Raw genomic sequence first — 13127 nt, forward strand, 5'->3', positions numbered from 1 at the left:
TTTGCGGCGGGATGCCGCCTATCGCGCCGCCAGCGCCTTGGGCGCCGAGCGCGGCGATCTGCTTGACGCCTTTTTCTTCGGTGGCTCGACGCTTACGAACGCGCCTTCGCCGATCATCTGGCGGATGAGCTTCTTGTCGATCTTGCCGACGGAGGTGCGCGGCAACTGGCTCGCGACGGCCCACAGCTTCGGCAGCCACCAGCGCGGCACATGGTTTTCGAGCCAGCCGGAAAGTTCGTCCCCGGTGACCGTCACGCCGATCTTCAGGACCACGATGGCGGCGGGCCTTTCCTGCCAGCGTGGGTCCTCGACGGCCACGACCGCGACCTCCTCGATGGCGGGGTGCGCGAGGATCTTCTCCTCAAGGCTGAGCGACGGGATCCACTCGCCTCCCGACTTGATCGCGTCCTTCGCCCTGTCGGAGAGCGAGAGGTGACCGTCCGCGTCGATGGTGCCGAGGTCGCCGGTCCGCAGCCAGCCATCGTCGAAATTCTCGCGGTCGTCGCTGCCGAGATAGCTCGCCGTCACCCAGGGGCCGCGGATCTGGATCTCGCCGACGGTTTTACCGTCGCGGGCGAGCTCGCCGCCGCCGATCTCGACGACGCGGGCCTCAAGGCCGCAGACGACGCGTCCCTGCTTGGTGCGATAATGCTCGCGCTCCCTTTCGCTGATCGCCCAGGGCGGAATCCTGGCGATCGCCGACATCGAGGAGGTCTCGGTCATTCCCCAGGCCTGGAATATCTCGACCCCCATGCCGGCATAGGCCTGGGCAAGGACGGAGGGCACCTGCGCGCCGCCGCAGCTTATCGACCGCACCGATCCGAGCGAGGTACGGCCGCGGACGCGCAGTTCCTCCAGCACGTCCGACCAGATCGTCGGGACGCCGGCGGCAAGGTTAGGCTCATGGCGGTCGATGAGCGCCAGCAGGTCCTTCGCCTGCAGAGACTTGCTCGGCAGAATGACGTCGGCGCCGGCCATGAGCGCGGCATAGGGAATGCCCCATCCGTTGACATGATAGAGCGGCACGGCCGGAAGCACGCGCGTCGAGGAACCGATGGCGAGCGAGTTGGCAGCGCACAGCGACGCCGCCTGGAGCCATAGGGAACGATGGCTGTAGGCAACGCCTTTGGGCATGCCCGTCGTGCCGCCGGTGTAGCAGATGACGGCTGCCCTGTTCTCGTCGAGATCGGGCCATTCGGTTCTTGGTTCGGCGGCAGCCAGAAGGCTGTCGTAGGAACACAGGCGGCACCCGGCGACGTCCGGCAGGTCGCCGCCGGCGGCCCCGGTCACGATGACCCATTTGACGTTCGGGCAGCGATCGAGACCGCGTAGCACGCTGTCCAGATAGACGATGTCGACGATGACGGCCTGGTCGCCAGCATGGTTGACCACGTATTCGATCTGGTTGTCGTGCAGGCGCACATTGATCGTGTGCAAGACGCGGCCCGATCCCGGTATGCCGAGATATGCCTCGATATGGGCCTCCGTCGAACCGCAGAGCGTGCCGACGACGGCGTCGGGCGCAACACCGAGTTTCGTCAGGGCGTCTGCGAGACGCCCGGCCCGTTCGGCCAGCATGGCGAAGCTCGTTCCGTCGGCATTGTCCGGCGCGTACACGCGCGAGCGTCCCACGACCCGCTGCATATGCCGCAGAAGCAACGGTACTCCGAGCTGACCTCCCTGCATTGTTGAAAGCATGTCATTCCTCCCTTCCGCCTGGCGGATGATCCGGTTATTCGCTCACTTCGCCTCCAGCTTTCCGTACCGGGAGTCCCGCCAGTTCAGCGCGGCCCGCAGCCCCTCGTCCTTGACGCGCTTGCCGAACTCGGCCTTCTCCGGTGAGTATGCGGCGTTGAGCGTCGCTGCGAGGTCGAGATTGACGTTGACGGCGTTGCGCAGGCCCATGGCCTCATAGGCACGGGTCAGCGCGATCTTGGTGAGCTTGAGCGTGATGGCGGGCGTCACCGCGATGCGCTCGGCGAGGCGATCGACATGGGCCTGCAACTCGTCCGGGGTCGTGACGTGGTTGATCATGCCGATGCGCTGGGCTTCCTCAGCCGTCACGACGTCGCCGGTCAGGAGCAGTTCGTTGGTCTTCTTCTGGCCGATCAGGAAAGGCATCAGCAGCGTGACAGGACCCGAACCGAAGCGGATCTCCGGCTCGCCGAACTGCGCCCGGTCGGTGGCGACGATCATGTCGCAGGCCATGGCCAGCTCGCAGGCGCCCGCCAGGCACCAGCCGTCGACGGCGGCGATGGTGGGCTTGGTGACCGACCAGACGGTCATGGACAGGCCGACATTCCGGGTCAGTGCGCCATGCCAGTCCTCGGCGCGTTCGATCCCCGCCTCGACTTCCTCGGAAATGTCGTAGCCGACCGAGAAGTTGTTGCCGGCTCCGGTCAGGACGATGACGCGGACCTCGTCGTTGGCTTCAAGCTCGCGGATGAGGTTGGTCATCGTGGTGACCACCTCGGAAGACAGAGCGTTGAGCTTCTTGGCCCGGTTGATCGTGACCCAGGCGGCGCTGCCACGGATTTCGAAGGTTACAACAGGATCGTTCATAGGTTCCTCCCGATTAGGTTTTTCGCTGTTCAGTCGATGACATCTTGAGCCTTGTTCATGTCCGCCCTTGTCGTCGTGTCTCCCAAACACGATGATCGCGGACGAATGACAGGCCAGATTTCTTGTGTTGCTGTCGAAGCGGCCATCCTCTCCTCTTGCTAGAACGTCAGGTCGTAAGGCTCTCCACGGGACGCGGGAGAGAGTGGCAGAAGCAATTTGTCGATGTCGGCCTCGCTCACCTCTTCCAGCGTCGCCGGCTGCCAGGCGGGCGACTGATCCTTGTCGACGAGGACGGCGCGAATGCCCTCGGCAAAGTCCCGGCGCGCGACCATGCGCAATGCCATCCGGTAGTCGTCGATCAGGATCGTTTCGACGGGTTGGTCCTTGCCTTCGACCATCCGCCGCCATGTGGCGCGCAGGCTGGTCGGCGCGGCGCGGCGCAGTGTGGCCAGCGCATCGGCGATCCAGGGCTCGTCGCCGGCCTCGCGCTGGAGCGCATCGACAACGGCGTCGAGATCGTCATCGCCGAAGATCCGATCGATCGCCGGCATGCGGCCGGCAAGGACGCCGCCGTCGAAGGTCGCGGAATGCCGCATGATGATTGCGTCCGCGCGAGGCGCATCGAGATGCGAGGCGGCGGCGAGATCCTGTGTCAGGGCCTCGAAGGAGGCCGACGGGACCTGATGCGTCGCAAGCCCGGAATAGAGGGCGTCGGCAGCGTTGATATGGGCGCCGGAAAGGGCGAGGTAGCGGCCGAGATGCCCCGGGCAGCGGTTGAGGAACCATGTCGCGCCGATGTCCGGAAAATAGCCGATCATCGTTTCCGGCATCGCCATGCGGACATCCTCGCTGACGACGCGATGCGAACCGTGGACAGACAGGCCGAGACCGCCGCCCATGGCAATCCCGCCGATCAGCGAGATGAAGGGCTTTCGAAGGCGGTTGATGCGCCGATTGAGAATAAATTCCGTCCCGAAGAAGTCCCGGCCGAGGTCGACGCGCTCGGCGGGATCCTTGAGAATGCCGATCGAGCGCACGTCGCCGCCGGAGCAGAAGGCGCGCGGGATGGCGCTGCGCAAGAGGATGGCGTCGATGTCCGCATCGAATTCCCAGCGCTCGACGATGGCGCAGATGCGTCTGACCATCTCCAGGTCGATGGCGTTGAGGGCCTTGGGCCGGTTGAGGGTGATGAGCCCCAGCCGTCCTTCGGTCGCGGTGACGACATGGTCATCGAGCAGCAAGGCAGACATGGCGGGCCACCCCCTACTTCAGCGTCGGCATGACGAACTCGGCGCCGGCGCGAATGCCCTTCGGCCAGCGCACCGTTCCGGTCTTGAGGCGGGTGTAGAATCGGACCCCTTCCGGACCATGCATGTGGTGATCGCCGAACAGCGAGCGCTTCCAGCCGCCGAAGGAGTGGAAGGCCATGGGAACGGGGATCGGAACGTTGATCCCGACCATTCCCGCGCGCACATTGCCGAGGAAGGCCTGGGCCGTGTCGCCGTCGCGGGTGAAGAGCGCAGTGCCGTTTCCGAACTCGTGATCGTTCACGAGCTTCAGGGCATCGTCGAAGCTCTGGCTGCGAACGACCGACAGGACCGGCCCGAAGATTTCTTCCTTGTAGATGCGCATGTCGGGGGTGACGCGGTCGAACAGCGTGCCGCCCACGAAGAAGCCCTTCTCGTAACCCTGGATGTTGAGGCCGCGCCCGTCGACGACGAGGTCCGCGCCTTCTGATACGCCGGTGTCGATATAGCCCAGCACCTTGTCCGCATGCTGCCGGGTGACGAGCGGTCCCATCTCGGCCTCGGGATCGGTGCCGGGTCCGATCTTCAGCGTGCGCACGCGCGGCGCCAGTTTTTCGATCAGCGCATCGGCGGTCGCTTCTCCCACCGGCACGGCGACAGATATCGCCATGCAGCGTTCGCCGGCCGAGCCGTAAGCGGCGCCCATCAGGGCGTCGACCGCTTTGTCCATGTCGGCATCTGGCATGACGATCATGTGGTTCTTGGCGCCGCCCAGCGCCTGGACCCGCTTGGCGGCCGCCGTGCCGCGCTGGTGGACATATTCGGCGATCGGGGTGGAGCCGACGAAAGAGATGGCCTCGATCTGCGGATGGTCGAGCAGCGCGTCGACGACCTCCTTGCCGCCATGCACGACCTGGAAGATGCCCTTGGGCAGGCCCGCCTCGTCGAGCAGCTTCGCGAGCTCGTTGGCAAGGCTCGGATCGCGCTCGGACGGTTTGAGAATGAAGGCATTGCCGCAGGCGATCGCGACGGGGAACATCCACATCGGCACCATGGCCGGGAAATTGAAGGGAGTGATGCCGGCGACGACGCCGAGCGGCTGGCGGAAGGACACGGCATCGATCGAATTGCCGACCTGCTCGGAGAACTCGCCTTTAAGCACCTGCGGGATGCCGCAGGCGAACTCGACGACTTCGAGGCCGCGGATCACCTCGCCCTTGGCATCGGACAGGACCTTGCCGTGCTCGGCGGTGATGATGGCCGCCAGCCGGTCGAGGTTGCGGTCGACGAGATCGCGGAAGCGGAACATGACGCGGGCGCGGACATGCGGCGGCGTCGCGGCCCAGGCCGGAAAGGCGGCGGCTGCGGCGGAGACGGCCATGTCGACGTCGAGCGCGCTGCCGAGCGCAAGCCTGCCGGTGACATCGCCGGTCGCCGGATTGAAGACATCCGAGACATTACGCGGCTCGGCCGGCTGGCGGCCGGAGATGACGTGATCGATGAGATTGGAAACGGTCATGGCAACAACTTTCAGGTTCGAAAAGACTTCAGGCCCAGGCCTGGCGATAAAGGGTCTGGATCGTGTCGGCGTCGGGAACGCGGGGATTGTTGCCAGGCGATCCGGATGCGAGCGCCTGCTCGGCCATGACCGGCATCAGGTCGTTCCAGCGGGCCTCGTCGATGCCGAACGTCTTCGGGCTCGGCACGGCAAGGTCCCGGTTGACCTCGCGCAGCGCTTCGACTAGGCGCGCGACCGCGCTCTGATCGCCTTCCTCTGGCGTGGCGATCCCCATGGCGCGGGCGCATTCGGCGTAACGCCTCTCGGCGGACGGTGCCGACCATGCGGTGACGACCGGCAGCAGCATCGCGTTGGACAGCCCGTGCGCGACGTGGAAATGCGCGCCGATCGGCCGGCTCATGCCATGCACAAGTGCTACGGACGAATTGGAGAAGGCGATACCGGCCTGAAGAGACCCGATCATCATCGCCTCTCGAGCCGGCCGGTCGTCCGGAGCCGCATAGACCCGTCGCAGATTGGGCCAGATGGCGCGCATCGCGGCAATCGCCATGGAATCGGAGAAGGGATTGGCAAGGCGAGAGACGTAGGCCTCGATCGCGTGCGTCAGGGCATCGATGCCGGTATCGGCCGTCAGGCGCCGCGGCGCCGTCATCGTCAGTTCGTAGTCGACGATCGCGAGCACCGGCATGTAGGCCATGCCGGCGCACAGCATCTTCTCGTCGTTCTCGTCGTCGGTGATGATCGTGAAGCGCGTCGCTTCCGATCCGGTGCCGGCTGTGGTCGGAATCGCGACGATCGGCAGGCCTGGCGCGTCTTCCTGATGTGGCGCCTTGAGCGCGCGCATCGTGCCGCCGCGTGCGACCAGGACGGCGACCGCCTTGGCGGTGTCGATCGAGCTGCCGCCGCCGAAACCGACGACGCAATCGTGCTGGCCCTCATTGACGAATTCCAGGGCAGCGTTCACCGAGCTCGTCGTCGGGTCCGGCACCACGCCGGAAAAGATCCGTGCGGTCATGCCCTTCGCGGCAAGCGTGGCCGCGATGCGATCGGCGCCACCGCTCTTCATGAGATAGTCGTCGGTGATAATGGCGGGCGCCTTCAGGCCGAGCTGGGCGAGTGCCGCCGGCAGTTCCGACGTCGTGCCTGCTCCGATCCGCAGAGCGCGCGGCAATGAGATTGCGGGCATATGATAATACCTCCCTTGAAATTCGCTGAAGCTCTCCCGGCTTCTTGTTTTTGAATAGCACTGCAAAATATGTAATTATACACGCAATTACGCGCAGGTTTTGTGCAACAAAGAACAGATGTACTTACTATTCAGCACGATATTACTAAGTATATTTGAGCAATACTTTTCACGCCCATCCCGAACGACTTTCGGGATGGAGCAAAGGCGCGGCATCGCGTGCGACCGCTTGTCGATGCCGACTGCCCGGTCTCGGTCTCTCGCCGGGCGGCCGCGATGGCGGCCACCCGGGACGGGCCTCCTATCAGCGGCCGTTGAAGGCAGCCGTCCGCTTGTTGAGGAAGGCGTCCATGCCTTCTTTCTGGCCTTCCGTCGCGAAGGCGGCCTGGAACAGGCGGCGCTCAAGGCGGATGCCGTCGGCAAGCGGCAATTCCAGCGCCGTGTTGACGGCTTCCTTCGCCATCATCACGGAAGGCAGGTTGTAGCCGGCAATCATCGTTGCGGCTTCCATGGCGGTGTCGAGCACGGCATCATCGGCCACGACGCGCGCGACGAGACCGGCCTGCTTGGCTTCCGCCGCCTCGATCATGCGACCGGTCAGAACCAAGTCCATGGCGAGCGATTTGCCGACGAGCTTGGTCAGGCGCTGCGACCCGCCGATGCCGGGAAGAATGCCGAGCTTGATTTCCGGCTGGCCGAACTTGGCGCCTTCGCCGCAAATGATGAAGTCGCAGAGCATCGCGAGCTCGCATCCGCCGCCGAGCGCAAAGCCGCGGACGGCGGCGATGATCGGCTTTCTGGCGCGCGCCACCTTGTCCCAGGCCCCGAAGTAATCGCCGCCATACATGTCGACGAAGGATTTCTCCTGCATCTCCTTGATGTCAGCGCCGGCCGCGAAAGCCTTCTCCGATCCGCAGATCACCATGGCGCCGACCGAGTCGTCCGCTTCGAAGGCGGTCACGGCGGCAAGGATTTCCTCAGACAACGCCTCGTTCAGGGCATTGAGCGCCTTCGGCCGGTTGAGCGTGATCAGCCCGACGCGGTCGCGCTTTTCGACGAGGATGGTTTCATAGTCTGCATGGGTCATTTCCGCTTCTCTCCCTGGTTGGATTGGGTTTTGAACAGACCGGCCGCTTTGGCCGTCCTGTTGATCGGGGCTATGCGCATTTCGGCATCGGCTGGTCTTTCGCCTCCGCGGCATCCTCGCCCATGAACAGGGACCGGGACGTCCGGACCTCGCTGCGCATGAATTCCATGGCGGAGCTGACCGAGGCGCTCGACGCGATGTCCTCGTGGACGATCATCCAGTAGGTTCGGTGCAGCGAAAGCCTGTCAGGCAGGACCGCGACCAGTTCGGGCTTCTGACGCGCAATGAAGGCCGGAAGGACGCAGAGCCCATAACCGGAGCATGCCGCCTGCATTTGCCCGTGCAGGCTGGAATATTGCAGCCGCGCCTTCAGGCCCTTGTGCAATTCGGACAGATAGTTGAGCTCGCGCGTGAAGATCAGCTCGTCGACATAACCGGCGAACGGGTGGTCTAGCAGATCCTCGGCTGTTCTGATGTCGGGCTTGCTGGCGAGATAGGACTTCGAGCCATACACGAACAGCCGATAATCCGTCAGTTGCTCCTGAAGGAAGCGTTTGGAATTGGGCGCAGACAGGGTGACGATGATGTCAGTCTCGCGCCGCGAGATCGCGACGATCTGCTGAATGGTCAGAAGTTCGAGGCAAAGATGCTTGTGCCGGGCGGCAAAGGCACTGAGGCGCGGTGCCAGGAAGAAGTTTCCGATCCCTTCGAGGGCCGTCACACGGATCGTTCCGCTGAGCGTCTGCGACGGTTCTCCAAGTTGGTCCTTGACCTTCGCCGCTTCCGCCTCGACGCGCGACGCGACGGCGAGAAGGTTTTCGCCCTGCCGGGTGAGGCTGTAGCCGCGTGCATTGCGGACGAACAACTGCGTGTTCAGCGCTGATTCCAGCGCGGTGATCCGACGGCTGGCCGTGGCGTGATCGGTGTTGGTGAGTTTGCCGGCGCCGGAGATCGTTCCGGCGCGGGCGACCGCAAGGAAGAAGCGTAGGTCGTTCCAGTCATACATGCGGATCCTCCCAAATCCCCGATGCGCGGCCGTCACGCGGCTGTCGCCGCCCGGCGCTTCATCGCGCCTTTCTGTTGAGCGCGGGGCAGTTCCTGCTCGCCCCGTGCCAGTTCAGTTTCCCGGATCGCCTCCCAGCCCGCCGGGTCGTGCGCCGCAGCGAAGCGGCCGACGGCTGCCGATCAACGGCCCTGAGCGATGTCCTCCATATCGCTCGACGAAAGGTCGACCAGCAGGTCGCGATATTCCGAGCTCTGACGCAGCCAGGCGTCGGCGTAGCGGCAATGACCGACAATCCGGGCTCCTTCGTCGCGCGCCTGCGCCGCGATACCCGTCATCAGTCGATCCGCCGCTCCCGTTCCTCGCAGAACCGGCGGCGCATAGACGTAATGGATCGCGATGAGACCGGCTTTTCGCTCGCAGTCGGCGAAGACGGTTCCTCCGTCCAGTTCCAGCACGAACCGGCCGGTCGCCAGCTCTTCACGTATGTCCTTCCCGGTCATCGACGTCGAACTCCTCATCGGCGGCTGCACACGCAGGACAATGTGTTGCGAAGCGCGCCCAGGCTGGCTTCGAAGCCGTCGCGCTTGTCCAGCACGCGCTCGATCAGAAGCGCGCCTTCGAGCATCGACAGGATCAGCTTCGCCGCATGCGCCGCTTCGAGATGGTCGGAGACCTGTCCCTTCGAAAGGCCGTCAACGTAGGTGCGCTCCAGCCAGTCCAGATGGTCCTTGAAGAAGGTCGCCGTCGCTTCGCGCAGCCCTTCCGACAATGTATCCCGCTCGATGGCGAGCGCCGCGCAAAGGCAGCCGAGGTCCTGGTCGAGGCCGGCGAGATAAAGCCGACCATAGGCGTCGATACGGTCGAGCGCATGCGAGTGACCGGCCTCGATCTGATCGAAGGCTTCGGCATAGCGTGCCCGGTAGACCTCGATCGCCGTCGCGACGAGCTTTTCCTTGGTCGGAAAGTAATGATGAATGCTGGCTTTGGTGATGCCGATGGTGGCGGCGATGTCTGCATAGCTAAAGCCCGCGTAACCGCAGGTGCGGATCAGCTTTTCCGCTTCGGAGAGGACTGTGGATCGCATATCAACCATGAGCATTTTCTCTCTCGGTATAAGTCGGCCGTCGGGCGGCAACCGATGTCCGCCCAGGCATGCGCGAACTGGCTTCAGGTGCACACGCCGTCGAGCGTGCAGCTTTGCCCGGTCGACTGGCCTGCCGGCGCGTGCTGTCGAAGCGCCTGCTCCAGATTGGCGCTGAGATTGTCGAACGGCAGGAAGCCCTGGGCGATCATGACGAGGCGTCCGTCACTGCCGCGCAGGAGGACAGCCGGAAAACCCCTGACGCCAAGCCTCTCGACGAACCGGTATTCCTCGACCAGCGCTCTTGCGACGTCCGGCGTTTCGAACTGTTCCTTGAAGGCCGCGAAGTCGACACCGAATGCCGTCGCGACGGACTCGTAGGTCGAAAGGTTCTGGAGATCGCGGCCTTCGTCGTAATAGGCGCGCTGAATGGCCTTGAAGACGGCAAGCTGATCCTCGACGCCGAGCGACTTGAGCGCCAGCGCCGCACGCGCCGGGACCGTCGAGTTGAGGATCAGCTTCGACGCCTTGATGTTTCCGATTTCGTCGAGATAGGCCCTTCCGAAGGCCAAGCCGGACATCGACGTCACGCGGGCATGCAACCCGGTCACGTCGGGATAGGGACGAAAGAGATCCGGCAGCGGCACATCGGACGGGATCATTCCGCCGTTCATCACCTTGATGTCGACCCGGTCGGCGTAGTCGGCCGCGACACGCTCGATGGCGGCTCCGAAGCCGTAGCACCAGATGCAATAGGTGTCGGTGATGTAGAGGAGCTCTGCCCGCATGAAATTCTCCTTGGGTGCGATCGGGGCACATCGGCGGCAGCGATCATCGTTTGTTCCGGAGGGCCTTGCTCGATCGGTGACGTCTCAAACCTGCCTTGCGCAACTCCCATCCAACTAGTAGATTAATAGATGGAAAGAGTCAACAGAACTCGATCGAGGTCAGGAGACGGAAATGCAGAAGGGCCGGTTTGGCGGCGTCGTAGATCAGATCGTCAGCGCAGCCACGGTCAGCGAGGCGCATGAGATGAACGAACGAGCACGATCCTCACCAGCGCTTTCAACGCGGCGCGTACCATCTGCACGAGCGGGACGGCGACCGTCCTTATCGGTGCCTGCGCAAAGACGGACCCTGTGCAGACCGTAGCGAGCACCGCTGACCGGCCGGCAGCCTGCGATCCCTGGCCGGTTCTTGCCATCCTGTGCGTGTCCGTCGTGCTCTCCATGACGACATGGTTCTCGGCAACGGCGGTGACGCCGGAGCTCAAGGAGGCATGGCGCCTGTCGGACAGCGCGGTCGCCTGGCTGACGAATGGCGTGCAGATCGGCTTCGTGACCGGCGCGCTGCTTGCTAGCCTCGTCAACCTGCCCGATATCGTCCGCCTCAACCGGCTCATGGCGAGCGCGGCGATCCTGGCGTCGGGCGTGAATGCGATCCTCCTCCTCGAACCCGGTCCGGTCGGCGCCATCCTTTGCCGCTTTGCGACCGGCATGGCCCTTGCGGCCGTCTATCCGCCGGCGATGAAACTCGTCTCGACCTGGTTCGTGCGCAATAGGGGCCTGGCGCTCGGCGCGGTGGTCGGCGCGCTGACGCTGGGTTCGTCAATGCCGCACCTCTTCCGAACTTTCGCCGAGCATATCGACTGGCAGCTCGTCGTCGGTTTTTCGAGCCTGGCCTCGCTTGCGGCGGGCCTCTTATTCCTGCTGTTTGCCCGCGAAGGGCCTTATCCGTTCGGCAAGGCGGTGCTCGACCCACGGCAGATCGGCCTCGTGCTGCGCGACCGGGATCTGCTGCTCGTGAACATCGGCTATTTCGGCCATATGTGGGAACTCTACGCCATGTGGGCGTGGCTGCTGATTTTCATGCGCTCTGCGACCGACGGCATGCTGCCGACGCACACGGCGTCCCTCTTCACTTTCATCGCGATCGCTGCCGGTCTCGTCGGCTGCGTGGCGGGCGGCCTTTTATCGGATCGTTTCGGGCGCACGGCGACAACCGCGGGGTTCATGATCGTCTCCGGACTCTGTGCCTTGCTGATCGGCTTCGTCTTTTCCGGCCCTGTCTGGCTCATCGTCCTTGTCGCCGTCGTTTGGGGCGTGGCGGTCGTAGGCGATTCCCCGCTCTTCTCGGCTGCCGTCACCGAGCTTTCGGACAGGGACTTCGTCGGAACCGCATTGTCGCTGCAGATGGGGCTCGGCTTCGCCCTGACCGTGCTCATCATCTGGCTAATGCCGCACGTCGCCGCGTGGATGGGAAGCTGGCAATGGTCTTTCGCGCTGCTGGCACCCGGTCCGTTCATCGGAGCCTGGGCGATGCTCAGACTGCGCAGGTCGCCAGCATCCATCAAGCTTGCGAGCGGCCGACGTTGATAAATCTTTGCTGGCGGATTGGCCGCTGCCAGCCGCCTCAAGCCTTCCTCATGGCCAGCGCGACGCCCGCAAGCGTGAGCGCAATCGCCGATACTTGCCGGAGGCCGAGAGGTTCGCCGAGGATGATCGCAGCCGCGACGATGGCGAACGCAGGCACCAGCAACATACCGGTCGAAGCGGCGACGGGCGGAAGCCGCCGAAGCGCCTCAAACCAGGCGAGATAACAGACGCCCATCGGCACGAGCACCATATAGACGAAGCTGGCAAGGCCAGCGGCTGAAAGCGCTCCATAGTCAGGATGTTCGAACACGATTCCCAAAATCAGCATGGCGAGGCAACCAAGCCCGACCTGCCAGGCGACCGAGACCAGTGCGGGGATCGGCAAAGGCGCGTCATTGACGACCGATCCGAGCGCGAACAGCACCGCGGCTGCGAGAGCCAGAGCAACGCCGATGAGCTTGCCCGCATCGAGACCGAAGCCGTCTCCGGCAAGCAGCAGTCCGACACCCGCCATGCCGAGGACCAGGGACGCAATATCGCGGATGGACGGGCGCCTCCTGAGGATCGGCCAGGCGAGCAGCGTCGTCCAGATCGGCATCGTGTAGACGATCAGGGCCCCTTGGCCGACGGTGACGAACCGCATCGCCATCGTGCTGAACCCCATCCAGGCGAAGACATTGGTGAAGGAGGCCAGGACGAGCCTCGGATAGCTTCCACGAGGGACCGCGAGCGACTGGCGGCGTCCGAGAGCGATCAGGCCGAGAAGGATCGCAGAGATGACCCCGGCCAGGCCGCGTGCGAAGAGAGGCGGCCAGTCCTCGAGCAGGATTTTCATCAGGGGCCAGTTCAGCGCCCAGCCGAGAGTGGTGACGGCAAGGCCAAGCAGACCGATCGAACGATTGGAGAGCAGGTTCAACATTCGCTCAGCGGTCCCGGCAAAGGACCGAACCGGTTGTGTCGGAGATGGGGCGGCCATCATCCTGTCCTGCTATTTGCTCATAGCATGCGGCAAGCAGTCTGTGTTTCCGGCCGTAGACAATCTTGATCGCAGGCATGAGAATCCT

Annotated in this window: 12 protein-coding genes; 1 reads left to right on the top strand and 11 read right to left on the bottom strand. The window is 64.2% G+C overall.

Annotated elements, in window-relative coordinates; all coding sequences use genetic code 11:
* Positions 1–18: 18 nt before the first annotated feature.
* The 10 genes from AC6H34_RS08785 to AC6H34_RS08830 form a co-directional block, all read right to left on the bottom strand.
* Complete coding sequence (locus AC6H34_RS08785; RefSeq protein ID WP_497538521.1) at positions 19–1698, bottom strand: long-chain-fatty-acid--CoA ligase; 1680 nt, start codon at positions 1696–1698, stop codon at positions 19–21.
* A gap of 42 nt (positions 1699–1740) precedes the next feature.
* A complete protein-coding gene (locus AC6H34_RS08790) occupies positions 1741–2562 on the bottom strand; it encodes an enoyl-CoA hydratase/isomerase family protein (protein WP_497538522.1) in 822 nt (273 codons plus the stop codon).
* Positions 2563–2720: 158 nt separating this feature from the next.
* The gene (locus AC6H34_RS08795; RefSeq protein WP_497538523.1) at positions 2721–3812 is read right to left on the bottom strand and encodes an enoyl-CoA hydratase/isomerase family protein; all 1092 of its coding nucleotides are present in this window, start codon (positions 3810–3812) and stop codon (positions 2721–2723) included.
* Positions 3813–3825: 13 nt separating this feature from the next.
* Positions 3826–5328, bottom strand: coding sequence for a CoA-acylating methylmalonate-semialdehyde dehydrogenase (locus AC6H34_RS08800; protein ID WP_497538524.1), 1503 nt, complete (start codon positions 5326–5328; stop codon positions 3826–3828).
* 28 nt (positions 5329–5356) lie between these two features.
* The gene (locus tag AC6H34_RS08805; RefSeq protein ID WP_497538525.1) at positions 5357–6514 is read right to left on the bottom strand and encodes an iron-containing alcohol dehydrogenase; all 1158 of its coding nucleotides are present in this window, start codon (positions 6512–6514) and stop codon (positions 5357–5359) included.
* A 304-nt stretch (positions 6515–6818) separates the two neighbouring features.
* Entirely contained in the window at positions 6819–7601 is a 783-nt protein-coding gene (locus AC6H34_RS08810) for an enoyl-CoA hydratase (RefSeq protein ID WP_497538526.1), read from the bottom strand.
* A 70-nt stretch (positions 7602–7671) separates the two neighbouring features.
* Entirely contained in the window at positions 7672–8607 is a 936-nt protein-coding gene (locus AC6H34_RS08815) for a LysR family transcriptional regulator (protein ID WP_497538527.1), read from the bottom strand.
* Positions 8608–8786: 179 nt separating this feature from the next.
* Entirely contained in the window at positions 8787–9107 is a 321-nt protein-coding gene (locus AC6H34_RS08820; RefSeq protein WP_497538528.1) for a GNAT family N-acetyltransferase, read from the bottom strand.
* Positions 9108–9121: 14 nt separating this feature from the next.
* Positions 9122–9700 carry a TetR/AcrR family transcriptional regulator gene (locus tag AC6H34_RS08825; protein ID WP_497538529.1) on the bottom strand — a complete coding sequence of 193 codons (579 nt, stop codon included), beginning with the start codon at positions 9698–9700 and terminating at the stop codon, positions 9122–9124.
* A 74-nt stretch (positions 9701–9774) separates the two neighbouring features.
* Positions 9775–10476, bottom strand: coding sequence for a DsbA family protein (locus tag AC6H34_RS08830; RefSeq protein ID WP_497538530.1), 702 nt, complete (start codon positions 10474–10476; stop codon positions 9775–9777).
* A 351-nt stretch (positions 10477–10827) separates the two neighbouring features.
* Between AC6H34_RS08830 and AC6H34_RS08835 the strand changes: the two genes are divergently transcribed.
* Complete coding sequence (locus AC6H34_RS08835) at positions 10828–12063, top strand: MFS transporter (protein WP_497538531.1); 1236 nt, start codon at positions 10828–10830, stop codon at positions 12061–12063.
* Positions 12064–12100: 37 nt separating this feature from the next.
* Here the strand turns inward: AC6H34_RS08835 and AC6H34_RS08840 are convergent, their stop codons facing one another.
* Positions 12101–12982, bottom strand: a complete 882-nt coding sequence (locus tag AC6H34_RS08840) for a DMT family transporter (protein WP_497538532.1) — start codon at positions 12980–12982, stop codon at positions 12101–12103.
* Positions 12983–13127 lie beyond the last annotated feature (145 nt).

It is taken from the genome of Labrys sp. ALF-8 (assembly GCF_059699065.1).